This window comes from Vibrio sp. MOR3, assembly GCF_001557775.1.
Lineage (GTDB): Bacteria > Pseudomonadota > Gammaproteobacteria > Enterobacterales > Vibrionaceae > Vibrio > Vibrio jasicida.
The window spans coordinates 285,685-311,008 of sequence record NZ_LNRD01000001.1 but is presented as its reverse complement, the minus strand read 5'-3'; the positions used below and the strand labels follow the sequence as shown (position 1 = coordinate 311,008).

The 25,324-nt window shown below is 43.7% G+C and carries 22 protein-coding genes; 10 read left to right on the top strand and 12 right to left on the bottom strand.

What is annotated here, in order from left to right; genetic code table 11:
• The first annotated feature begins 275 nt into the window (after positions 1-275).
• Together ATB76_RS01480 and ATB76_RS01475 are read left to right on the top strand one after the other, a co-directional pair.
• On the top strand, positions 276-1,670 hold the full coding sequence (locus ATB76_RS01480; protein ID WP_038870368.1) for a HAMP domain-containing sensor histidine kinase: 1,395 nt from the start codon (positions 276-278) through the stop codon (positions 1,668-1,670).
• A complete protein-coding gene (locus tag ATB76_RS01475) occupies positions 1,667-2,296 on the top strand; it encodes a response regulator (RefSeq protein ID WP_038870366.1) in 630 nt (209 codons plus the stop codon). Before ATB76_RS01480 ends, ATB76_RS01475 begins: the two co-directional genes overlap by 4 nt.
• Before the next feature lie 88 nt (positions 2,297-2,384).
• On the opposite strand, the gene ATB76_RS01470 is transcribed toward ATB76_RS01475, so the two are convergent.
• From ATB76_RS01470 to ATB76_RS27020, 9 genes are all read right to left on the bottom strand, one after another.
• Positions 2,385-2,945 carry a sugar O-acetyltransferase gene (locus ATB76_RS01470; RefSeq protein ID WP_045404794.1) on the bottom strand — a complete coding sequence of 187 codons (561 nt, stop codon included), beginning with the start codon at positions 2,943-2,945 and terminating at the stop codon, positions 2,385-2,387.
• A gap of 135 nt (positions 2,946-3,080) precedes the next feature.
• A complete protein-coding gene (locus ATB76_RS01465) occupies positions 3,081-4,421 on the bottom strand; it encodes an HlyD family type I secretion periplasmic adaptor subunit (RefSeq protein WP_039975740.1) in 1,341 nt (446 codons plus the stop codon).
• A complete protein-coding gene (locus ATB76_RS01460) occupies positions 4,396-6,114 on the bottom strand; it encodes a type I secretion system permease/ATPase (protein ID WP_061034748.1) in 1,719 nt (572 codons plus the stop codon). Before ATB76_RS01460 ends, ATB76_RS01465 begins: the two co-directional genes overlap by 26 nt.
• Before the next feature lie 64 nt (positions 6,115-6,178).
• Complete coding sequence (locus ATB76_RS01455) at positions 6,179-6,763, bottom strand: calcium-binding protein (RefSeq protein WP_038870360.1); 585 nt, start codon at positions 6,761-6,763, stop codon at positions 6,179-6,181.
• Positions 6,764-6,964: 201 nt separating this feature from the next.
• A complete protein-coding gene (locus tag ATB76_RS01450; RefSeq protein WP_038870359.1) occupies positions 6,965-7,621 on the bottom strand; it encodes a LuxR C-terminal-related transcriptional regulator in 657 nt (218 codons plus the stop codon).
• Between the two features lie 230 nt (positions 7,622-7,851).
• Positions 7,852-8,520, bottom strand: a complete 669-nt coding sequence (locus ATB76_RS01445; protein ID WP_038870357.1) for a LuxR C-terminal-related transcriptional regulator — start codon at positions 8,518-8,520, stop codon at positions 7,852-7,854.
• A gap of 178 nt (positions 8,521-8,698) precedes the next feature.
• On the bottom strand, positions 8,699-8,899 hold the full coding sequence (locus ATB76_RS01440; RefSeq protein ID WP_038870355.1) for a restriction endonuclease subunit S: 201 nt from the start codon (positions 8,897-8,899) through the stop codon (positions 8,699-8,701).
• A gap of 58 nt (positions 8,900-8,957) precedes the next feature.
• Positions 8,958-10,874, bottom strand: a complete 1,917-nt coding sequence (locus ATB76_RS01435; protein ID WP_061034456.1) for a methyl-accepting chemotaxis protein — start codon at positions 10,872-10,874, stop codon at positions 8,958-8,960.
• A 188-nt stretch (positions 10,875-11,062) separates the two neighbouring features.
• Positions 11,063-11,806, bottom strand: coding sequence for a Crp/Fnr family transcriptional regulator (locus tag ATB76_RS27020; protein WP_081094881.1), 744 nt, complete (start codon positions 11,804-11,806; stop codon positions 11,063-11,065).
• A gap of 111 nt (positions 11,807-11,917) precedes the next feature.
• Between ATB76_RS27020 and ATB76_RS01425 the strand changes: the two genes are divergently transcribed.
• The 8 genes from ATB76_RS01425 (at position 11,918) to ATB76_RS01390 (ending at position 21,135) form a co-directional block, all read left to right on the top strand.
• Positions 11,918-13,294: a hypothetical protein gene (locus ATB76_RS01425; protein WP_061034455.1), complete on the top strand. Its 1,377-nt coding sequence runs from the start codon at positions 11,918-11,920 to the stop codon at positions 13,292-13,294.
• Positions 13,295-13,313: 19 nt separating this feature from the next.
• A complete protein-coding gene (locus tag ATB76_RS01420; RefSeq protein WP_240538016.1) occupies positions 13,314-14,039 on the top strand; it encodes a hypothetical protein in 726 nt (241 codons plus the stop codon).
• A gap of 178 nt (positions 14,040-14,217) precedes the next feature.
• A complete protein-coding gene (locus tag ATB76_RS01415) occupies positions 14,218-15,174 on the top strand; it encodes a MoxR family ATPase (RefSeq protein WP_061034454.1) in 957 nt (318 codons plus the stop codon).
• A gap of 14 nt (positions 15,175-15,188) precedes the next feature.
• Positions 15,189-16,115, top strand: a complete 927-nt coding sequence (locus ATB76_RS01410; protein ID WP_061034453.1) for a DUF58 domain-containing protein — start codon at positions 15,189-15,191, stop codon at positions 16,113-16,115.
• A 40-nt stretch (positions 16,116-16,155) separates the two neighbouring features.
• A complete protein-coding gene (locus ATB76_RS01405) occupies positions 16,156-16,632 on the top strand; it encodes a DUF4381 domain-containing protein (RefSeq protein ID WP_038881008.1) in 477 nt (158 codons plus the stop codon).
• A complete protein-coding gene (locus ATB76_RS01400) occupies positions 16,625-17,629 on the top strand; it encodes a VWA domain-containing protein (protein WP_061034452.1) in 1,005 nt (334 codons plus the stop codon). Before ATB76_RS01405 ends, ATB76_RS01400 begins: the two co-directional genes overlap by 8 nt.
• The gene (locus ATB76_RS01395) at positions 17,622-19,481 is read left to right on the top strand and encodes a VWA domain-containing protein (RefSeq protein ID WP_061034451.1); all 1,860 of its coding nucleotides are present in this window, start codon (positions 17,622-17,624) and stop codon (positions 19,479-19,481) included. The genes ATB76_RS01400 and ATB76_RS01395 overlap by 8 nt, the downstream gene beginning before the upstream one ends.
• A gap of 4 nt (positions 19,482-19,485) precedes the next feature.
• Positions 19,486-21,135 carry a BatD family protein gene (locus tag ATB76_RS01390; protein ID WP_061034450.1) on the top strand — a complete coding sequence of 550 codons (1,650 nt, stop codon included), beginning with the start codon at positions 19,486-19,488 and terminating at the stop codon, positions 21,133-21,135.
• Positions 21,136-21,199: 64 nt separating this feature from the next.
• On the opposite strand, the gene ATB76_RS01385 is transcribed toward ATB76_RS01390, so the two are convergent.
• The 3 genes from ATB76_RS01385 to pstA all read right to left on the bottom strand — a co-directional run bounded on the left by ATB76_RS01385 (position 21,200) and on the right by pstA (position 25,314).
• A complete protein-coding gene (locus tag ATB76_RS01385; protein ID WP_061034449.1) occupies positions 21,200-23,266 on the bottom strand; it encodes a GGDEF domain-containing protein in 2,067 nt (688 codons plus the stop codon).
• 374 nt (positions 23,267-23,640) lie between these two features.
• A complete protein-coding gene (gene pstB / locus ATB76_RS01380; protein WP_038873314.1) occupies positions 23,641-24,390 on the bottom strand; it encodes a phosphate ABC transporter ATP-binding protein PstB in 750 nt (249 codons plus the stop codon).
• A gap of 60 nt (positions 24,391-24,450) precedes the next feature.
• Complete coding sequence (gene pstA / locus ATB76_RS01375; RefSeq protein WP_038873313.1) at positions 24,451-25,314, bottom strand: phosphate ABC transporter permease PstA; 864 nt, start codon at positions 25,312-25,314, stop codon at positions 24,451-24,453.
• Between the last annotated feature and the right edge of the window lie 10 nt (positions 25,315-25,324).

Here is a 25,324-nt window from a genome sequence, read left to right as displayed (position 1 = left end):
TAAAACTAGGTATTGAAATAAATCCAACAATCAATCGGTGCTCACCAATCGACGGGTGCAGATTAGAAATTCAATATGACAGTTTTATTAAACACCGAGACTAAACCACACAATGTGAATAACAATTATCTCGGAAGAATTGATTACGATAAGAAAACTTCACAAGACTTTTATAAAGTAAGTGAAGATGTAAAAGGATATGTATGCAATGCGCCATAATAAGATTGCAAATATTAAATATTGATGAAGGATAAGGACTCATTTAGACTCAGATGATGGACATGTTACTCATCTTCAAGATCTACCTCTTCTATGGCTTAGCTTTCTTCGCCATCTTTTTTGCCATTCTTTTTCGAGATTTACGCAAAAGCCGTATCGCTATCGCTTCTGCATTACCTATTCTTGCCATGTTCGGTTTCATCCATGGCTTTCACGAATGGTCTGAACTTTATCTTGTTATGTATGAGCATGAGTTCGCGCTTACCAAGGGGATAGAGACTTTTAAGGTATTCAAACTCTGGTTCTCATTTATTGCGCTTGGCGCTTTCGCATGGAAAATGCTGGATCTGACGGGTTGGAAGTACGTAAAAGCCATCAAATATGGCGCACTCACCGTCCTTACCTTATTTGTTATCAGCTTAATTGTTCGGTTCGGAAGTAATGAATACGCGATTTACATTCACAACACAGCAAACCAAGTTCGTTGGATATTCGGCTTAGGATCTGGTGCGATATCAGGTGTAGCCATGATGAGTTATGCCAACATCCTCGAGAAAGAAGGACACGGTGCATCTTTACCATTCCAGTTAACAGGCCTCTCGTTATTTGCATATGGAATCTGTGCAGGCGTACTTACCTCAGATTTGGGACTGTGGGTTTTAGTGGTTCGCACGATCTGTGCGATCTGCATCCTTTGTACATTGTGGATTGCTCTCAGAGTTTTTGACGATGAAAAGAACAAGCAACTAGAAAGTAATATTCAGCAGTCACAACAAGACGCAAAATTAAAAGAACTCGGTGAGCTAACATCTGCGGTCGCTCACGAGATCAAAACCCCGCTCTCTAGTGCAACGATGAGTTGCGATTTGTTGGAAAAACACTTACCAGACAACGAGGCAAGTCATCGCCACCTAACACGAATTCGCCAAGGTCTTGAACGAGCCGCAGAGATCAGCCATGAAGTCCTAAATTACGCTCATCATAAACCCATAAAGCGTAAAGCAGTTTGTCTCAATACTGTACTGAAGAATGCACTGTCACTGAATCAGTACCGCTTAGAAGGCTTCCTAGTGAGTCAGTCACTAGACGAATCTTTACAGGTATTGGGCGATGAGGGGCAATTAGAAGAAGTGGTGACCAACATTATCGGCAACGCTATCGATGCCAGCCAAGAACATAAACAACTGTATATTGAAACCTATCAAGATAAGCTAGTCGCGATACTCTCGATCTCAGATTGGGGGACAGGTATGCCACAAGATAAGATCGCTAAAGCAAAAACCCCTTTCTACACAACCAAGCCACGTGGCGAAGGCACTGGCATGGGATTGGCTATCAGTAATCAAATTATCTTACAACACGGCGGCGAGCTACACTTGAGGAACTCGAAAAAGAGTGATCATATTACAGGCTTAACGGTAGAAATCCGCTTACCAAGGAATATTGAATGACATTAAAACTCTTACTTGCAGAAGATGATGTAGAATTGCGAGAAGTCCTCGTAGAGGCACTAACCTTGGAGTCTTTTGACGTCATCGCATGCGACAATGCGGAAGATGCACTGGATATCGCATCCGAGCAGTATTTTGATTTAGCATTGTTTGATGTTGTCATGACTGGGATGACAGGTATTGAGGCCTTATCGACCTTAAGACGTTTACACCCTAATATAGGAATCATCATCACGACAGCATTTGCAACCGTTGATGTTGCTGTCGATGCCATGAAGAAAGGCGCGGATGAATTTCTTACTAAACCATTCAACCTTGCTGCATTGTCCGTCACGCTAAAACGAGTACATGCAGAACGCTCTCCGAAATCCCCACTTGATGAACGTAAACATGATCAAATCTTCAGCGCTCTCTCAAACCCAATTCGACGCTCGGTGATTAAACAACTCAAAATCCACCGAAAGATGAAGTTTATGGATCTATGCCGAGTCGTGGGCATAGAAGATCATACCAAGTTCAACTTCCACCTCAAACAACTCGTTATTAGTGGGTTGGTGATCAAAGAAGATGGTCGAATTTACTCGCTCACGGAACAGGGGCAGCAAGTCCATTCCAGTATGCTTTAATGCGCCAATTCAAAACGATAAAGCCGACAATATGTCGGCTTTCTAATTTCACATGTATTACTTGTCGGGGCTGTATATTTTACTTCGCTTATTTTTGTTCAATTGAACGAATGACTTTACACGGATTGCCAGCAGCAACCACATTTGGTGGCACATCTTTTGTCACCACACTTCCCGCACCAATTACAGAATTTTCACCGATCGTTACGCCAGGGCACACGATAACACCACCGCCCAGCCATACGTTGTCACCAATCGTAATTGGCGTACCAAACTCAACACCTTCTTCGACACGACCTTTCACATCCAAAGGGTGGCCTGCTGTGTATATTTGTACATTGGGTGCAAATAACACATTGTCACCAATATGTACTTCTGCGACGTCTAAAACAACACAGTTGAAGTTCGCGTAAAAGTTTCTTCCTAACTTGATGTTAGAACCATAATCACATCGGAATGGCGGCTCTAAAAATGCACCTTCAGCGTCTGGAATAAGCGTATCAATTGCGCTTCGCCATTCGTCCGTATCTGGGATGCTGTTGTTGAGTTTTTGTAGCATTTTTCTGCACTCAATACGTGCCTGGTAAAGCTCCTTATCCCAAGCATCATATGGCTCACCAGCCAGCATCTTTTGTTTTTCTGTCTTCACCGAACACACCATCTCACCAAAATAAAAACGAATCAAAACACATCACAACACCGCAAAATGTGACCCGTCTAATGAATTATTTATTTACGCAATTTACGTTGGCACAATGACGTTAATTCAAACAAAAACCATCCATTAATCTTCTCGAAATGCACGATTCATACTTTCAGTTAATGGTTTAACAAGATAACTCAATGGCGTCCTAGGTTCTGAGAGAATCAACACTTCAGCATTCATACCTGACGTTAACCTATGCTTGGTCACATCCTCTTGAGAAAGTGCAATACGAGCAAGATAGAAGTCGTCTTCATTTTGTTCAGACAACTTATCCGCAGAAATCGTCAAGACGGTTCCATCTAAAGGTGCAAGTGTTCTAGCATTCAATGCTGTCAAACGGATCTGAGCATGCTGCCCTGGAGTAATTAAATCGATATCTTGCGGACTGACTCTCGCTTCCACCAGCAACTTATCGTCCTGAGGTACAAGCTCTAATAAGGTCTCTCCAGATCCAATGACGCCCTTTTCGGTAAAGACTTGCATATTAACCACTCTCCCTGAAATAGGGGCAACAATAGCAGTGCGCGCAACCACATCTTTTGCTGAGCGATATTCTTCTCGAATCGTTACCATCTCAGTTTTGGTGTTTCTTAGCTCCTCAACAATCTCATTAAGTCGCTCTAGCCTAAGTTCTTCTATCTTGGCTTGATTCTCATCCAATCGCTTACTGACCGTCAGTGATTGCCTATCTAATTGGCTTAGTGTGCTTCTCACCTCTGCTGCCAAGCGCTTTAACTGCAACAAAGCCGATTTTCCAGAAAAGCCTTTTTGCACCAAAGCTTGGTTACTTGTGATTTCTTCCTCGATAAACTTGAGTCTTTCTCTTTCAATAACTTTTGTCTGCTTTAAGTTTTCAAGCTCTAGGTTCGCCCCCGAGATACTTTGATTAATGATACTTAATTTACTGTCGAAAAATCGCTTTCTGGCTTCAAAAATTTTGTTTTGAACTGACTTTGCCTCAGTCACGACATCGGTGCTTTGTATCGTTTCAAGATCTTGAGACCAATTGATATCAGGCAGTTCATCTAACTCTGCATTCAAACGATTTTCCTTTGCTAAGGTGTGAATGTATTGACCACCGAGCGCATCCAATTTGGCGGTTGCTTGACGTTCAGACAACTGTATTAGTAACTGGCCTTTTTCCACAAGATCACCTTCTTGTACATACAGTTTATCGATAATTCCGCCTTCTAAATGCTGAATTTCTTGCCGTTTGCTCAAGACAGAAAGGTCGCCATAAGCTATGGCTGCGCTCTCCAATTTTGCTGTCGCCGCCCAATAACCCAACCCGCCCAAAAATAAAGTCAGCGTTAAAATAGCAAGAAAGATTGGCCCTTTTAAATGAAGCTCTGCATCTGGTTTGAAGCGAAAGACTTTTTCGGCAGCCATTTCATTAACGGTTGGCAGTTGATTGCTCATTTCGCACCCTCGGTATGTCTGTTTTTTCTTCTCCCATCAAACGCTTCAGCACTTCGTCTTTTGCTCCATAAAGCTTAATTCGGCCTTCCGCTAAATAGAGCAGACGATCCATTTGTCTCAACGTGCTCGGGTTGTGAGCAATAACAATGACGGTTGAACCTTGTGATTTCAAATGCGCAATCAAGCGTTGGTAAGCGGCTTCACCTTCGCCATCCAAGTTTGCATTCGCTTCATCAAATACCACAACGGATGGCTCTCCATATGCAGCCCTAGCTAATGCGATACGTTGTCGTTCACCGCCTGAAAGCCCACGCCCGTTCTCACCAATCACAAAATCATATCCCTTGTTCTTTTTCAGAATCAATTCGTGGCAACCTGCAAGCTGAGCAGCTTGAATAACTTTTGCAGGATCTTCATCTTTAAAACGTGCAATATTATCTCGAATCGTACCAGGGAAGAGTTCAACCTCTTGTGCTAAATAACCAAAGTGGGCACCGCGATCTTCTGAGGCCCAAGTCGAGACCTCCACCCCATCTAACGTTACCTTGCCGGCTAACGGCTTGATATTACCCAGTAAAAGCCTAGCAAAAGTCGATTTCCCTGTACCTGAAGGACCAATAACACCAACAGATACACCAGGAGGAATAGATAAACTAATACCTGATAAAACAGGTTCACTCGCTCCGGGGTGGCGATAAGCCATTCCTGTCAACTCAAAGTGCCCTTTTGGCCTTGGTAAAGGCATATCAGATTCTTCTTGCGTAACCACTCGATCAATCTCAAATAAACGCTGATAAGCATTTCTTGCTGACATGGCGCTTCGCCAAGTACCGATAGCTTGCTCCATCGGAGACAGCGCCCTGCTCATTAATATTGAACTGGCTATCATGGCACCCGCGGTGATTTCGTGTTGGATAACCAATAATGCTCCACCACCCAGCAAGCAAATTTGTAACGCACCGCGAACGAATTTGGAAAAGTTGGCCAAGTAAATCGACTTACCTGTAACTCGCTGTTCCAATCGATTCGATTCGATAACGTTTGAATACCACTTTTCTAAAAACGCATTCATCATCCCCATCGCCATAATTGAGTTCGCATTTTGCGTAGCGATCTCGGCATGATTTATATGCGATATAGCCCGAACTTCACTCTCTTGCATCGTCTTTCTGGTCACCAATTCATTGACCACTCCTAAGCTAAAGAGCACAACAGAACCGCCCAGAGCAATATGTCCCAACATAGGATGGAGCAAATACACGAAGAGAATAAAGACTGGAGTCCAAGGGGCGTCAAGCAAAGGATAAGGGGCCTGGCTACTTAGAAAGCTCTTGATGTTTTGGATATCTCTTAATACTTGTGACGTGTAGCTTTTCCCTGAATGAGCTTGATATTGAATACTTCGTTTCAGCATAAATACCGAAAGTTTCGCATCCATCCAATACCCAAATGTCTTGCTCATTTGAGCTCGAGCAATGTCAATCAGAGACATCGTCAATAAAGCCGCAATGACAATAACCGTCAGAAGGAGCAGTGTATCAATGGAATATGAAGAGATGACTCGGTTGTACACTTGTAACATGTACAACGGAATAGATAGGACTAATAAGTTTATAAATAGACTAAAACCAATCAGCAAGCCTGTGAGCGTGCATAGTTTTTGTCTGACTTCTTTGAAAACCGTTTTTTGCACGATTACTACCACATATTTGCAAGCGTAGGCGCTAGAAATACTAGCGCCTAAAATAGACTCAATTCTAAATAATGAACAAGTCGCTACCGTATGAGTTGATGTCTTCTTGTGTAACACCAATAAGTTTAACGGTGAGATCGACGCCGTCTGTAAAGACAGCATTACCTTTCGCATCATAGGTAAAAGTAAGATCAGAATATGACGTTACAGAATCACTGATGATGTGAAGGGAGTCCTCACCAATGGTAAAATCAACCACTTTTGCCTCGCCGTGACCACCAAACTTGTCCGTAAAGACGAACTTGTCTGCACCGCTACCACCAATAACAACGTTGTCACCAGAACCAGCAACCAAAACATCATCACCGACGCCACCGTTTAGCTTGTTATCTCCCAATAAACCGAGCAATAAATCACTACCTGTACCGCCACCAAGGTAGTCGTTGCCTGTACCAGCCATTAGAATATCGTCACCAGCACCACCGGTTAGACGGTCATTACCAGCGCCGCCTACAACGAAATCGTCACCACCGCCACCAACGAATGAATCGTTGCCACCAAAGCCGACGAAGATGTCATTGCCGCCATCAAAATCAGCGACTTGGTTATTTTCACCCGAATCACCGAAATATGTGTCATTTGTGCTCATTTTATGTCCCTCTTGGCTTTATATTTGAATAGACCTTCACGTCTGGATTAACTTCCTTCAGACATGAGAAGTCTAATAAACATAAACATAGGAACAAGTTTGAATATGGATTGATATTTCAAACTATCAATATTTTTAACACTACAAAAAGTGGTACTTTTAGATATAAACAACATCTAAAACAAAAAGTTAAAAGTAGTACTAAAGGTTTCTCTTCGCCCAACTTGTCGCTTGGGTGCGGTTTTTAACCTCAATTTTTCTGAATATATTGTAAAGGTGAGATTTAATCGTATGCTCACTAATAAACAGTGAATCTGCTATTTCCATATTAGAACCACCGTCTTTCAACATCTGAAGAACTTGTACCTCTCTTCGAGTAAGTTCAACTTCTATCGCTGGCTCAATAACATAGTTTGACTCCTTACCTTTGTAATAAGTCAAAAGTTGTTCAAGTAGTCGTCTTGATAGCCAATTATCACCATCAATAATCGCTTTAAGTCCTTGACAAAGTTTCGCCATCGAATCGCTTGGACCGAATATACCTTTAACATGTGGCCATGACGCTAATTCTTCTGTATCAAGCTCATGCCCTAGGTTTAACATAATTGTTCCTAGCACTTTTTCATTATCTTTCAGATAAACCAAAGTATCAGATGGTGTTTCTACAGAGAAATCAACTAACAGGAAATACTCTTCAGGAATCAATTCGTGGTAGCTTGGATTTTTACTATCGATGATGGTTATTTTGGTTTCTGTATTTTTAGAAAGCATCTCCTTAAAATTTTCACTCTGCAGACTTTGTTGAGTGATCATTAGGATCTCGGGCCTTTCCTTATACTGTTCCATAATGTTTCTCATACTTTCACTAACTTAATGTTCTGAATTTAATAGTTATTACTGAGCACCTAAACTCATATCTAAGTGCTAGACGATAGAGTAGAGTTATTTGATACTTTTTTAAATTGCAATTTGGTTAAAATCATAAACAAAAAAAGTGTTTCTCATAAAAGAAACACTCCTTACATATTAAAAATGAATGATAGATCTACATCGCAATTTAGAAGAAATAAACGCTAACTTAGCTGAATTTATACTGCTATTGATAAACCAGACATATTTTCTTTAGCCCAAATTAATGCTTGAACTCTATTTTTCACGTCAATCTTCTTAAAAATATTGTGGAGATGGGTTTTCACAGTATTTTCACTCACAAATAGTTGCTCAGCAATCTGTTGATTCGAAGCCCCCATTGATAAGAAGGTAATAATTTGCTGTTCTCTTTTCGTCAAAATTGCGGACATGCTCTTATTAACTGGTCTGCTGTGTCGACGTAAGTGCGTAATATACTGTTGTGAAAACTTACGGCTAAACCACATATCGCCCTGTAAAACTTTGCCAATTCCAACTTGAAGATTATTAATATCATCCGATGTATAGAAAATTCCGGCAAGATTCTGCCAAACGAACAGCTCTTCTGTTGAAATGGTTTTATCGCAATTGATCAGCACTTCAATCGTGTCTTTTAGCTCAGTTTTCTTGAATTCTACATAACGAGCAAAGATTTCATCTGAAACCACACTGTAATCGATTAAGGTTGCCGAAGCTGAGCCGTGGCAATTTAAGGGCTCACTGAGCTTCTCTGGGGTAATCAAAACAACGTTAATACTGAGTTTGGTTTCGAGAACATCTTTAAGCAAAGACGACTGCAAACTGTCCTCAGTAATTAATATGACGTTCCTTGTACTTTTACACTCCATCTCTTTTGCAGCCCTTTAGTTATTTTGATTTAAATAAGCAATAGATTTAGATAGAGCAGCAGTATTGTCAAGTATGAAAAAAAGTAGTAACAAAGAATAACTTATTGATTAAAAGCTAGTTAAAGAAGGTGAGTTAATGGGTAGGTATGAAAAAGGGAGTTCGTAAACTCCCCCTTTATTAGTGCACTGGTGTTGAATTTTTCTGATTGAACTTACCAAAGTATTGCTCAAGAACCTCTGGCGTCAGCTTTCCTTCAGCTTCTAGCTTCTTCAGTTCAGCAGCGATTTGCTTTTGCTCTTCTAAAGAAGGAAGCTTTACTTCCGGCTCTTGAGCAGCTTCTTGTGAAATCTGTTCTAGTTCTTTTTCGAAGTCATTCATAGTACTTACCTAAATATATAGTCGTTAAACTTGTAAATTAGGCCTATTCTATCCAACTCTAGAGTTTGAAGCTACCAACCATCTTATCCAAACGAGAGGATAGCTCTTGTAGGTCTCGGCTTGCACTTGCCAACTCTTCAGCTGTAGCCGTGGTCATTTCATTAATCGCATTGATTTCTTCAATGTTCTGATTGATGGTATGTACAACCGTTGACTGTTCTTCGGTTGCCGTCGCTACTTGTGTGTTTCGGTCAGAGATATCGGCAATACGCTCAGAGATGTTCATTAACACTTCAACCGCTTCATCAGTTGAGGCAACGCCTTCGAATGTTACCGCTTTACCCGCTTCCATTGCAGTCACTGCATCTTGAGCGTCACTTTGAAGCTGGTTGATCATCTTCTGAATCTCTTCGGTAGAGACAGCAGTGCGTGAAGCAAGGTTTCGAACCTCGTCAGCGACGACAGCAAAACCACGACCTTGCTCCCCTGCTCGCGCAGCTTCAATTGCCGCATTCAGCGCAAGTAAATTGGTTTGCTCAGAGATATCACGAATCACATCCAAAATAGATCCAATGTCCTTGGTAGTGGTTGCTAGTTGCGTCACTACCATGCTGGTCGTTTCAACGTCATCGGCAAGGCGACTGATCACTTCTTTCGCTTGAGTAACCACTTGGCGACCTGTCTGTGTGTTATCAGATGCTTGGTTTGCTGTATCCGCAGCGGTTGCAGCGTTAGAGGCAATCTCACTGATGGTCGCACCCATCTGGTTAATCGCCGTGACCACTTGAATTGTTTGGTCACGCTGCTCTTGGCTATTATCGTGCGTTGATGTGGCTTTGCTGGATACACTGTCTGCAGCTTGGCTTAATGCGCCGCTGGTTAACGACACTTCTTTCATAGTCGCGTGAATCTTTTCAATAAAGCCATTAAAGCCTTTTGATAGCTGAGCAATCTCGTCGTTACCTTTGATTTCGATACGCTGAGCCAAATCGCCTTCCCCTTCACCAAGGTCAGTGAATCGGTCTGCAATTTGGCGAATTGGGTTAGTAATGCTGTTTGCTAGCAAAATACCCATTGCGATGAAGATTAGCGCCACGATTGCTGTCGTAAACAACATTTTCTCTGCTGTTGCATCAAGGTCAGCAAATACCTCATTCACTGGTACGACACCAACCACAAACCAATCCATTGATGGCACATACAGGCTAGATACAAACATATCTTGGCCTTCAAATTCGGTAGTAACGAGATTGAAATGACCTTTGTTAAGCAGCTGAGAAGCGTCTCTTCCAAACAGTTGGCCAATTGAGGTTTTATTTTTGCCTTGCTGGCGATGGATCTGGATGTCACCTTTACTATTCGTTAGGAAAACATAGCCTGATTTCTCAATCTTGAAACCATTCAGGAGCGACACCATATCATCCATCGATTTTGACAAACCAGACATCGAGATGCCATTCACATCTTGATAATTAGCAAACATTTTCACGTCACCATTGGACTCTTGGAACACGCTCACTGACGTGTCTTGGCCCGAAGAGGTGAACCCAAAAAACCACCCATCCTGTGAGCGATTGAGTTGACGTAGAAAGCCGTTCTGGTTCCAGTAGTATGCGGTTTGGCGGTTTGCTACAGACGCATCGTTTAACTCATATTGAGATTTCACATTATTGAGTTGCTGAACGAGTTGCGCTTCAACTATGGGGTTACGGTCGGTCGTAGATAGGGCTTCAACCACAAATTCGTTGGTTGCTAACTGTTTTGCCGCTTGTTGCATTTGGACAACTTCACGGTCAATTTCGGTATTGATTTGCTGCAACATCGCAGGCAATTCAATGTCAATCAAACGGTGACTAAGCACCTCTCGGGCGTGGCGCTGCGCCATGACACCGACAATAATAGTCGAGGCTAAAACAGCAAAAGTAATACCGAGTACCACCTTTTGTTTGATACTCAGAGAAGTAAGTTTCAACATATTTGGACCTTTAAAAGAATCACTCGTTATCTGCATTCTGAACAGGGTAAACTTGGTGCATAAGTATTTGCTATGCACGGCTCGGAATCTATATCGGCCCAATCCTACAAAACTAGAGAAAAATCTCACAAAAATCTGCAAAAATGATGTAACAGAAACGCTTTCTTCTTTAACGAATCTTTTCTGGCTTAATCTGCCAATCCCTGTGCAATAAACGCGTTTAACCTATCTTGATTGATGATGTCTATTCGTCGATAGCCAATTTGAATAATGCCCTCTTTAGACAAACATTGCAGAGAACGGCTTAGTGTCTGACGAGTACATCGAGATAAATGGGCGAGTTTGTTTTGGGTATATAAGATAGGACTCGGCTCTCCATGGGGTGCATTTAATCGACTCACCAAATACAATAACTTTGCCACCCGGTATTCATTCTTTAAAAGGACAGATTCGGTTGTCCACTCCATAAGTAATCGGAAACGGAAACTGATTTCGTGAATCGCAATCTGATATAAAATAGGATAACGCGAGGCGATCTCTCTCATTTTCTTGACTGGTATAGCAATGATCACAGCATCAGAAGATGAATAGAAATCATGGTTGGTAGGTTCATTCTCAAAACAACCTACCCATGTCAACCAACTGCCCGGCCCCAGCATCGCAATGCAAGCTTCGTCACCACCTTCACTGCAACTCGCTAACTCAATATGACCGCATATAACAAGCCGCATTGTGTCAACGGATTTATGAGCTGAATGTAGCAACGTCGGCATCTTATAAGTCTCAATTTTTGCCGACAAAATCATTTCTTCAATCGCACTTTTCTCTAAGCGTTGAAGCGTTGGGTCTTTATTTAAGATCTGACAAAGCAAAGCATCTTGTTCCAACTGACCAAGTGGAAACTCAACATGAGAATGTAAGTTTTTAGACATTGTTCTCATCCTATCTTCGATATGTTGTTAATTAATTGTTACGAAAGACTAACAATTATCCGATAAGAAAAGCCAGTAAAAGCAACAAGGCTGTGAGAAGAGGATTCAATAATGCTAATGCCATGCTTAAAAACACACCGAAGATTACTCAGTCACGTCTCGATATTAGGCGTTCTATTAACCTGCGCGACATGGAGTACTGCATCTGTCGCCGATGATCATTTTGAGGGAATTCCAGGAGAAAGAACGTGCTTTTTTCGCTACGGGCCGGTCTCAGCCGATCCATACATCAACGTTGCCTACCCTGATGCTGCCGTAAAATATTGGGGGTCCGCTTTCACCGTGCCAGAAGGCGCAACACTGAGATTAGAAGGCCAATTTCCCCACTCCCGCTATATGTCATTAATCAGCTACGACGATCGAGGAAGACCAGTTCAATCCTTACCTGACTATATGATTAAACCGAGCCAAAGCAGCGTAAATCCCTTTAGAAACGGGAGTCAACGAGACAGTGTATTTAGAAGCTATCAAGTTAGAATTCTCGATTCGGAGCCAACAAAAGACTACACCGCAGGCCAAACTCGTGAAGGTGTTGAATCTGATGAACTGCACACACCAAAGGCATCCGCCAATCAGCAAGTACTGATTTATCGTATCTATGCAAAAGATGAAAACAGTGATGGCACCGCAAACGCTGCTCTGCCAGAGCCCGTCGTAACACTTGCGTCAGGTAAAGAGCTAAGAGGCCCAGAAGCGTGTGACGCCCTGAACAGCTCTCAACCATTAGCAGCGAAGTTGAACGCTTTAGGGATACCAGTAGAAAAGTACCGAAAACTGGTGACTCAGCCTAACAAACCTGCCGGTTTCCCTGCTACGAATCCAGCGACTTGGCACATCCAGTTAGATCGCCAAAGTTTGCTAGGAATTTATACAGGAAACATAAACCCAGAGGCAAGGCGTAGTTCTGGTGGCTTTTATCCTAATCTAGACAACAACTATATTCGAACTGTCGTCAACCGCAAGCATGGTCCGGTGTTTGTGCTACGCGCTAAAGCCCCTATCACTCCTAAAACTTTCTACGGTGAAAAAACCATGGGCAACGGTGAACTTCGCTATTGGTCCGTTTGTTCCAACAAAGGATTTGCCGTTACCAAAGTCAATGACTGCCTTTATGATGAACGAATTCCTGTCGACAAAGACGGTTACTATACCATTGCCGTAAGTCGCAAATCAGACAGACCTCGCAATGCTTTTACTCAATGTGGTATTGGTTGGCTGCCAATGGCCGATGATGGCGATGGCATTATCGATAAAGACGCGTCAATCGTTCAAATTCGCCACATGCTTGCCTCTCCGACATTTTCTCACGCCATACAAAATATTCAGCAGGACAAAGATATAGCCCCTGTGATGAGAGAGTATTACCCAAGAACCTTCTATACCACCACAAACAACTTCGAACTCATGTTCCCATGTAACGAAGACTAACCCCAAGCTCTCATTAAAAATGGCAGGTTCTATCCTGCCATTGATTCACATTTATTCTTATCCAGAGGTCGCTATGTTATTAAAACTCGTGCTGTTTCTGTTGTTAATACTCTTAATTACTAGTGTTTACGCATCACCTACAACCCCTAAAACGATCGAAGATCTCGACGATCCTACCGCTCTTAGCTCATTTATAGGTTTACGAACTGGCACTAATGGATATGGAGCAATTGGACAAATCGGGTTTAATAGCCCCGACAGTGTGTTGGGACACAACAGTTTTCTTCAATTCAAGGACGATTTTGAAACCGTGCATTTACGTCATTTCTCTATCTACAAACCTAGTGGTACTGGGTTATTTCTTGACGCCCAACGCAATAATACGGGCTCTATTGCGGTCAATCGCGCTTCACTCGGGGCCATACAGATTATTCCCGTTTTAGAGGATTTGAGAGTGAATCCAGCATTTCTGTACGGTGAAACTTGGACAGAAAATGAAGCAGCAAAAAACTCTGTGTTCCCAAACACATCAATCTTGACCTTATATACGTTTATACGCTGGCAAGTCACTAGCGATTGGTTCGTTAACTTAATGCCTCAATATACCTATAGTATAAAAGGGCGAAAGATCCGTTTGTTTGAACTTGTCACACAGGTCGGGCACAACATCACCAAAGATTCGAGTGTGGCGATGAATACGGATGAAGATGACAACTTTTGGCTCACGCTAAAACATGCCTTTTGAGAACATAGATAACAAAATATGCGTTGCTGATTGATAGTTTCTCGCCAACAGCTTGTAAACCATAGCAAGATCCCAATATTGGAAAGATAAATTACACGGGCGTACTGGAACTTTTCCCTACGAATGAGTGACCAATACACAAAATAAGAATCAAATGGATACCCAGAGAGTCCACAAAATGCACAAAACGAACTTCGAAACGCTTCAAAGCTATTTAGAGTCCCAGATCATTGGTCAACATGATCTGGTAAAACAGTTACTGATCGCTCTACTTGCCGATGGGCACATCTTGGTTGAAGGTCCTCCAGGTCTTGCAAAAACACGAGCTGTAAAGTCCCTGTCTGATTGTGTCGAGGGCGATTTCCACCGCATTCAATTTACGCCCGACCTACTGCCTGCCGACTTAACGGGTACAGATATATTCCGTCCTGAAACGGGCGAATTTACCTTTCAGTCTGGTCCGATTTTCAATTCTTTGATCCTTGCCGATGAAATCAACCGTGCGCCGGCCAAAGTTCAAGCAGCAATGCTCGAAGCCATGGCAGAAAAGCAAGTAACGGCTGGCCGCAACACGTATGCGCTACCCGAACTTTTCTTGGTAATGGCGACGCAAAACCCAATAGAACAAGAAGGAACCTATCCGCTGCCAGAAGCGCAGCTCGACCGTTTTTTGTTGCACCTTGATGTGAATTACCCAGATGCGGAACACGAGTTGGCTATCTTGCGCATCAACCGTGGTGAGGCAAAAGGCGAAGCGACGATTGAACGTCCAAGCTTGAGCCAAGAAGACATCTTCACCGCACGCAAAGAAGTACTCAACATCCACATGGCAGATGCGATTGAGCAATACATCGTTCGTCTTGTGATGGCGACTCGACAGCCAAGCGATTACGACTCAGAGCTTGCGAAATGGCTATCTATGGGTGTAAGCCCGCGTGCAACGATCGCCCTTGACCGTTGTGCTCGTGCTCATGCGTGGCTGGCAGGTCGTGACTTCGTTTCACCAGAAGACGTTCAAGCCATGGCTTATCCCGTGCTACGTCACCGCTTACTTCTGAGCTACCACGCTCAAGCAGAAGGCATCACAGCAAATCAGGTTATCGACAAGCTTCTTAATCTTGTAGGTAGCGCGTAAAGAGGTAGGTGGACATGTCTGCATCATATGCATTGCCACCTCATGCGAATGGGGTGACATTAACCCTTGAAGAACTGCTTCAATATCGCACTCAATCGGTTCGTTGGCTACCACCAGCACAGAGTATTTGGTCGCAAATGAGTGGTAACCATACCAGCCGTCAAAAAGGGCGCGGTATGGACTTTATGGAAGTGCGTCAATATCAAGCGGGCGATGATATTCGCAGCATCGATTGGCGAGTCACGGCCCGAACGGGAAAAGCTCATACCAAGTTGTTTGCTGAAGACAAAGAACAAGCGGTGATCTTGTACATCGACTTGAGCCCTAGCATGTACTTTGGTTCGCAATATGTATTGAAGTCGGTTCAAATGGCGCACTTCGCTAGCGTATTGATTTGGCTGACGTTAGCCAAGAAAGACCGCATCGGCGCGGTGATAGATGATGGTTCCCAATGTATTGAGTTCCGCCCTTCTTCTCTTCAAAAGCAAGGGCTAAGAATTCTTGACGCGATAGTGAATACTCACAATCAATTGCTTACGAATCAACACGCTGACAGCACACGTACGCTGCCATACATGAGCGCCATTGAAACGCTACACAACCTGACGCCGAAAGGCAGTGAGCTCATTCTATTGAGCGACTTTGCTCAAGTGGGAGAGAAAGAGCTGCTTCAACTGCGTCGACTAAAGCAACACAACAGCGTTCGCGCAGTCCAGTTCTATGACCCTTTGGAGCGAGGTGAAACCAAATTTCGAGGTCAAGCGAAAGCGTCTGACGGTCATCGAAGCCAATGGTTCAACTTTGGTTCAAAAGGACAACGAAAGGCATTGGAATCATACTTCGATAAGCATCAGCAAGCCATCAAACAACAATGCCACTCGATGGCGATTCCATTTAATAGTCTGTCCAGTGGGTTTCCCCTGATTCAGCAATTAAGCTAACCACAGTAACAACATATAAAACATTCAAGCAGTAGTAATAATGACAACGAATAACCAAAGCCTAAACCTTGAACCTTTAATCCTACCGAATGCACCAGATTGGTTCCCACTTGCTTGGGGATGGTGGGCTGTTCTGGGCGGGATAATTCTTTCCATCGTAATTGTCGTGTTGTACTTAAGATGGCGTTCAAAACGTCTTGTCGCTAAAAAGACCGCTTTGAAATTGTTGACCAACCCGCTCACACCACATACTCCGTCTTCTGCATTAGAGGTTCTCCGCCAAGCGGCTTTGAGTTACTTCCCTCGGGAAGAGATCGCACCATTAACAGGCTCTGCTTGGTATGAGTTTCTTGATAGCTACACCAAAGAAACTCGATTCGTAGACAAACAACAACAGTGGCAAGCCGCGCTTTACCAAAAATCTGGTCAAGAACAGCATCAAGATTTGATTGATGATTGTGCTTTCTGGATTGACAGCGCTTTGCCTCCGAAGAAAAAGGCAAAAACTCGTGACTGAGGCAAATCTCGTATCGAGCCTCTCTCAATGGTTTAACATTGAGTTGGTCTGGTGGTGGGCTCTTCTTTTGCTGCCCCTACCTTGGCTGATTTATAAGTTCTTCCCTGAAGAGACTCAGCAAGCTGAAATCAAACTGGCCTACCTGCCTGACAACAAACACAGCACCAAGCCAAAACAATTAGCCCAGAAGGCACTGTCTATTGCTATCTGGGCTTTATTGGTTATCGCTTGTGCTCGTCCGGTTTGGTATGGCGACCCGGTTGAGTTCCAACCGAAGTACCGTGACATGATGCTAGTCGTCGATTTGTCAGGCTCAATGCAAAAAGAAGACATGAACGACAATGGCGAGTACATTGACCGTCTCACAGCAGTGAAGAAAGTCCTGTCTGAATTTGTTCAAAAGCGCGACGGGGACCGTTTGGGCGTCGTTCTGTTTGGCGATCATGCTTACCTACAAACACCGCTAACGGCGGACCGTAAAACCGTGATGCAACAAATCAATCAAACTGTGATTGGCTTGGTTGGACAACGCACAGCGATTGGTGACGGAATCGGCTTAGGTACCAAAACCTTTGTTGATAGCGACGCACCACAACGTGTGATGATTTTACTTAGTGATGGCAGCAATACAGCAGGCGTATTAGATCCACTTGAAGCTGCAGACATTGCGAAAAAATACAATGCCACTATTTACACTGTTGGGGTCGGCGCGGGCGAGATGATGGTGAAAGACTTCTTCATGTCTCGTAAAGTGAACACCGCTTCTGACCTCGATGAGCAAACACTTACTAAGATTGCCGAAATGACAGGTGGCCAGTATTTCCGTGCTCGTGATGCGCAAGAACTTAAAAAAATCTACGACACAATTAACCAGTTAGAACCCGTCTCTAGCGACACTCAGACTTGGCGACCTCAATCTGAATGGTTCCCTTACCCACTGAGCGCAGCACTCGTTCTTTCCGTGTTTCTGTTTGTTCTAAGGAGAAAACATGGCTGAGTTTATATTCTTATATCCATATTGGCTGTTGGGTTTGCTCGTCATTCCTATCGTCTTAGCCCTAAATAGCCAGTACAAAACCAAGAAGTCGTCCTTGATAGCGCCGCACTTGGCAAAAATGCTCGGTCATTCCATCAAGACCAAACATTACTTTGCTATCTGGGGACTCGCTTGGGCGACCGCCTGCATCGCTTTGGCAGGGCCGAGCTGGCAATCGAATACTCGCCCAAGTTTCGAACTGAGCCAGAACCGAGTATTAGTCTTGGATATGTCACGCTCTATGTACGCAACGGACGTGAAGCCAAATCGACTATCGCAAACACGCTATAAAGCGTTAGATTTATTGCCGAAGTGGAGAGAAGGTTCGACAGGTTTAGTCGCTTACGCAGGTGACGCCTATACCTTAAGCCCACTCACAACCGATTCGAGTACACTTGCTGGCATTATTGAGAATCTATCGCCAGAACTGATGCCTTACCAAGGTTCGAATTTACCATCCGCGATAGAAACCGCTCTTGGTCAATTTACACAAGCCGGTGTCAATCAAGGTGACATCGTTGTGTTGGCAGATGATTTGGATGACTCCGAACTATCACGTTCACTAGCGTTGTTAAATGGTAAAGATATCAGAGTGTCAGTGCTTGCTATCGGAACATCAAATGGTGCACCAATTGCTCTTCCGGATGGTTCTTTGATGAAGAACCGACAAGGCAATACGGTTGTGGCGAAAACGAATCTGAAAAATTTACAGACGCTGGCGAAGCAAACTGGCGGATTATTCGTTCCGATTCAACATAATAACCGTGATGTAGAGAACATTGCCGCGTTTACCAATAATGCTGGTAACAACCTTGCCGCGAAACAAAGCGAGGATGTAAAAACAGATTCGCGCTTAAATAGCGGTTTCTGGTTGCTTCCACTGCTGTTGATTCCTGCTGTCCTTCTCTTTCGTAGAGGTATGGTTTGGGTGCTGGTTGCGGCCGTACTACCAATGACTTGGACACCAAAAGCAGAAGCGAGCGCGTTCCTAAATCAAAACCAGCAAGGCGAGCAGCTTTATCAACAAGGTGAGTACGAAAAGGCACAAAACACCTTTACCGACCCAAACTGGAAAGGTGCTGCCAGCTATCAAGCCGGTGATTATGAAAGTGCCATTGAGGCTTTCTCAAACAACTCGACTTTAGATGGACGTTATAACTTCGCCAATGCACTTGCTCAAAACGGTCAACTTGATGATGCAGCAAACCTCTACAAACAATTGGTAGAGGAGAAGCCCGATTTTGAGGCGGCGAAAAAGAACCTGTCGGTTGTAGAGGAGAAACTGAAGCAACAGCAGCAACAGCAGCAACAGCAGCAACAGCAGCAACAGCAGCAACAGCAGCAACAGCAGCAACAGCAGCAACAGCAGCAACAGCAGCAACAGCAACAGCAGCAACAGCAGCAACAGCAGCAACAGCAGCAACAGCAGCAACAGCAGCAACAGCAGCAACAGCAGCAACAGCAACAGCAGCAACAGCAGCAACAGCAGCAACAGCAGCAACAAAAGTCTCAGAATGATGCTAAACAAGAGCAAGGACAACAGTCACAAAACAAGCAAGACACTGAAAATAAAAAAGAAAAAGAGAAAACCGAGCAACAAAAAGTAAAGCAAAAAGAAGAGACACCAGGCGAGCAACAAGGGGAACCAATGCAAGCTCAAGCTCAGGCAGAAAAAACGCATCAGGACGATCCTGAGTTCCGCCGTTTAGAAGCGGTAGAAAGTGCGCGTGACCCAAGCTTTTTGATTCGAGCACAAATGCAGTTGCAAGCTCAACAAAAACGACCTCCACAACAAACAAATAAGGAATGGTAACTCCATGATGAAAAAAGGCGCAAAACTGGTCTTTGTTCTGGTGGCCAGCCTATTAACATGCTTTTCGGTTTTTGCCCAAAGCCTTCAAGCCAGTGTGAATAAAACCCAAGTCGCAAAGAATGAAGTTATCAATCTCCGCATTATGGCAGACACTGAGTTAAGTTCTGATGCCATAAATTTTGATACGCTAAAGAAAGATTTTTTCTTGGGGCAGCCTCGTTACGGCCGTTCAAGCAATAACATTAACGGCCATAAAACAGTCCGAACGGAATGGAGCATTTCGATCGCGCCGATGAAACAAGGCGTTGTGACCATACCAAGCTTCACAGCTGAAGGGATGAAGACTGAGCCAATTAAGCTGCGCGTCACAGAAAGCCAAGCAGAGCCAAACCTGGATGATTTATTCAGTTTTGACATGAGCGTGGATAACCACACTTTGTACCCACAACAGTCAGCAACGTTACGTATGCAGTTGGCCATCAAAGTAGATCCACGTCGTTTGGATAACCCACAAATCGTTCCGCCTAGCATTGATGGAATGAAGATTGAACCTGCTAGTGACATGAAACAAGGTCAGCGAATCATTGATGGCTTAGAAGTTACTGTCGTTGAACAAGCATTCCGTATTACCGCAGAAAAACCAGGAAGCTTTTCGTTAAACGGCCCTCAATTAACTGGCTCTTACATTTATGGTGACAGTTTAACGGGTTCGACAAAGATCATGCCGATCAAAACCAACGTTCAGCAAATGCCTATCACAGTCAAACCGATCCCGAAAGACTTTGAAGGCAACTGGCTACCAGCTTCAGCATTAGAAATGACTCAAAGCTGGGAAGATGAGCAAGGTAATCCTCTGTCTGCAAACGCGGTGAATAGCGTTAAACAAGGTTCATCTATTACCCGTACGATTCGTGTGAGAGCGCGAGGCACACAAGCAGAGTACTTGCCACGTATTGGCATAATTTACCCAAGTACACTGCGTGTTTACCCAGAGCAACCTCAGTTCGAAACAGCTCGAGATGGCACCGTCACCATGACAATGAAGCAAGTGCTGATCCCAACGGAAGCTGGTGACCTTACCTTACCCGGTTACAAGCTAAATTGGTGGGATAGCAATCGTGATCAAGCAAGAGAATCAGAAATCGCTGAGCTAAATCTTAAAGTCGAGAAAAGTGATACTGGACTGATAACCCTGCCAGAAAGTGTACTGCCAACACAACCAACACAAACGGCATCTCCAACCGCTCCACAAGGTGGCGTTGATACGATTTGGCAAACATTAACATTCGTCTTTGCGGTACTTTGGTTGGTTTCTTCCGCTATTGCCATTGGCTTATGGAGAAAACGCAAAACGCCACAATCAACAGAAGTGATGGTGAGTACTCATAACGCCTCCATTCGAGATATAGAGGATGTCATAAAGCAAGGTGACAGTATCAAGATTGAAAAAGCAGTTAACGACTACTTAAACACTCACTACGCTGATATCGAATCAGAGGCGGTGCAAGCAGTAAGAACTGAATTGAATGTAATGAATCAATCTCGATTTAGCTCCACTCAGCAACCATGGAAAAGTGATACTTTGCTGGCAATACTCAAACAACTCGGCAAAGACAAAACAACCAAAACCAGCCACCAGCTTGAGAAGCTTTAACGAACAATTAAGTGTTAGATAAAAATGGCAGCTTATCTTCAAGCTGCCATTTTTGTTTTTAGTGCTAAGCAACACTCTGCTTCTCTATTTCAACCGCCCGAACACAGTTGCGACCACTGTTTTTAGCTCGGTATAAAGCCTTATCGGAGAGTTGATACAAATGATCGAAGTTAAAGTCTTTACCTTGTGTCAAGTAACAAGAATAACCAACAGAAACAGTAAGTAACTCACCTTCTGGATTATGGCAATGCTTAACCCCCCCCTCCTCAATACAACGACGGATGCATTCGGCTCTCAACCTGACCTCTTCTTGGTGTGACCCAATCATCAACAAAACAACCTCTTCCCCGCCAATTCGACAAAAGACTTCATCTTCATCTTTAGTATGGTGTTCAAGGATGTTACCAATTCGCATTAACGCGATATCACCTTCTAGATGTCCATAGTGGTTGTTGAACAAGCCGAAGTGGTCAATATCAATTAAGATCAATCCAAATGACATGACTTCATCATGCTCTACCGAGCAGTACTTCTGCATGACGTGCTCTAACATTCGTCGATTACCAAGGCGAGTCAAAGGATCGAGTTTAGACAATACTTCCAATTGTCGATTGGCTTCTTCCAGCTCTTTAGTCCGATTTTGTACTTCTAGCTCTAGGTTTTCATTAAGTTCGCGAATCGCCTCTTGTGCTTGTGTACGTTGCAGCACTTCAGCAAGGCTTGATGCAAACATCCGAATCACTTCACGAAGCTGGGAGGTAAGCGGCGCACGAGTTAATAGATTATCAACGGCGATAAAAGCAATAGGCCCACTGCTATTGGAAGTCAGCACTGTCATGGCCGCCCAGCCGAAGCCAACAATATTGCAATCGTGATAGATGGGAACCGACTCCTCAAACGCAACCTCATTCAGCATAGATCGGGCTAAATTAATCAAAGAGAAGTCCTGTGTCTCCCCAAAAAAATAAGATTCATCCACCACATTGCCTTGGATGTCGGTCCCCCACGTACCTTGCATATAAGAGCAATTTTCATCGGTCAAGAACACTGCCATACGGTCGATGCCCAAGTTTTTAATGGCAAAGGTCACTGCGGATTTGCACACATCACTGACCGTAGTACATCGAGAAAGCTCCACCATACTTGAGTGCAACATGCGCACATTTTGTTCTTGACGCTTACGGATATAAATTTGCGAGAAAAGTGAGCCAAAAGATTCCAGCATCTGCTTTTGATAAGCCGTCACGGGCTTACGATGAATAAAGTTATCCAGTGCGAACCAACCAAAAGGCTCATTACCATCTCGTAGGATTAACATCGCATTCCAGCCCTGCCCTACGACTTTACCGGCGGTATAAATCGGTGCATCTTCGACAATGACGAGATTACGCTCTGTACTCGACAGTGCTGCGATGTACTCTTCACTCAACTGGTGAAGATCATATTGAGTGTGAAACTCATCAATCGTGATGCCATCCTCATTAGTGCCATAGGTCCCACTAAAACTACGCTTTTTCATGTCCAACAGCATTAAAGTAGAACGGTCAAAACCTAAACGTTCGCGCAAGGCTTCAACCGCTTTTAAATAGAGATCTTTAAGAGAGTCAGGATTAGAGATGTCCAACGCCACTTGCTGTACGAGCTTCATGTTTTCAATGAAGCGTTCTCGCTGGCTAAGTTCATCGACGTATTGGGCCTCTCGGACATCACGATGCTTCATTTCTTGCGATGCGCTTTTTTCTGCGCGAATACACTGCCAGCGAGCCGCGGCAAGTTGCATTGCATCGTAACTTTCTTCGTAGATATTGTGGGCGGAGCGAGCTTGGACGTTTTGAATCAGTAGGTAGGTACGTTTGATCGGCGTGTTATCGAGCATCATGATGTAACTTTCTCCGCCAAGGTTTTGGGTGTGGTTCCAATTACAGGTATTGATGGCCAGCGGAATAATACTTTCTGAAGTATCAAATTGGCTCGCCCAATCCCAGAATGCTTCAGGGTACTGACGGATTGGAGTCAAATCACCACGAGAAAACCTCACCGCCCCTGATGGATTGGTGAGCGGATCGTCAAAGATCGCTATCGCACTAGGGGAAAAGCGTTGTTCTAGATGCTCGAATATGGCTTCCGCCAATAATCTATGGTCTCTGGTAGAAGAGACCGTTCTTGTAAAACTTTTTAAACTCACCTGGCCAACCTAATCTACTTTTTTATTCTCGATAAAAAACTACTTAGGCCATGATATGCAATCAATGGAATCCAAGTTGAGCTGTTAAGTCTTTCGCAAAAATTTTGTACTTAATTTCACAATCGAGAACCTTTCAACATTTTTAGACAGGTGTTTCATCCGAATTACATACTGCAAAATTAGGCGCAAAAGTGAATCAACATGAACATTATTGGTATTGAGAAAATTCCACATACCCTAAACGAAAAAGGCCCCTCATCAAGAGGGGCAAGAGTACCATCGCTTATAGTTATTCATGTATATGCTGATAAATACGTTAATTAACCAAAGTCGCCGTTTACATAGCCTTGAGTACGGTCGTCTTTCGGGTCACTGAAGATCACTTGTGTGTCATCGTGCTCGACCAACTCACCCATTAGGAAGAACGCAGTGCGGTCAGAAATACGACGCGCCTGTTGCATTGAGTGAGTCACGATAACGATGGTGTAGTTCTTCTTCAGCTCTTCCATCAATTCTTCGATTTTGTGTGTTGCAATTGGGTCAAGTGCCGATGTTGGTTCATCCATTAGGATCACATCAGGTTCCATCGCGATTGTACGAGCGATACATAGACGTTGCTGCTGACCACCAGATAATCCAAATGCATGTGACTTAAGACGATCTTTCACCTCGTCCCAAAGTGCTGCACCACGAAGTGAGCTCTCAACCACTTCATCAATGTGTTTTTTATCTTTAATGCCTTGAGCACGAAGACCGTATGCCACGTTCTCGTAAATGCTCATTGGGAATGGGTTTGGCTTTTGGAATACCATCCCCACTTTGATGCGAAGATCAGCGACATCGATGTTGCCGTAAATGTCTTCACCATCCATGGACAGTTTGCCAGTGATCTTAACGCCTTCGATAAGATCGTTCATGCGGTTCAAACAACGTAATAGTGTAGATTTACCACAACCAGAAGGACCGATTAGTGCGGTTACTTGACGTACTGGAATAGGCAGGTTGATTGATTTCAGTGCTTGGTTATCACCGTAAAACAGGTCTAGGTTTTCAATATCAAACTTGTTCATTTTCTTAATCTCTTAAATCTTGAATTCGTGTCTTTTAACGTGCGTTCTTAATTTGTGTTGTTAGTAAGTTGCTGTGTTAAAACGTCGTGCAATCAGTTTTGTAACCATGTTGATCAGTAGAACAACAACAATCAGAACTGTCGCGGTACCGTAAGCCTGATTCCATTCCTCAATGGTAAACAGTTCGGTAGTCAGTTTGTATAGGTGAACGGTTAGCGTACGGCCTGAATCCAATAAAGAATCCGGAATACGAGCAACCATACCTGCTGTCAGGAAAACTGGAGCAGATTCACCAATGACACGACCAATACTTAGAATGACCGAGGTTAAGATACCTGGCATTGCGCTCGGCAGAATCAAGCGCCAGATAGTGTAAATTTTCGATGCGCCAAGACCATAAGAGCCTTCGCGGTACGTTTGCGGTACTGCCATCAATGCTTCTTCCGTGGTACGGATGATCACTGGCAGGATAAGAATACTTAGCGTTAGAGCACCCGATAGAATCGAGAAGCCAAGGCCAAGAATCGCTACGAAGAAAGTCATACCAAATAGACCGAAGATGATCGACGGAATACCCGCCAATGACTCGGTACAGAATCGGATGATTTTCACTAAACGGCTACCTACTTTTGCATATTCGGTTAAGTAAATTGCCGTCATGATACCGAGTGGCGCTGCCACTGCGATAGATGCGATAACCATGTAGATAGTCGACACAATCATCGGGAAGATGCCGTGCTCGTCCCCTGTGCGCGTATAGTCATCAGTAATGAAGTTCCAATCTACGTGTTGTAGACCGTTAGATAGGATGTACCAGATAATCCAGAACAAAAAGCCTACCGTTAATGCTGCCGAGACCCAGACAAATGCGCTTAATACATTATCTTTGAACTGGCGTGCCTGTTTTAATTTTGCGCGATCCATAATAGTCACC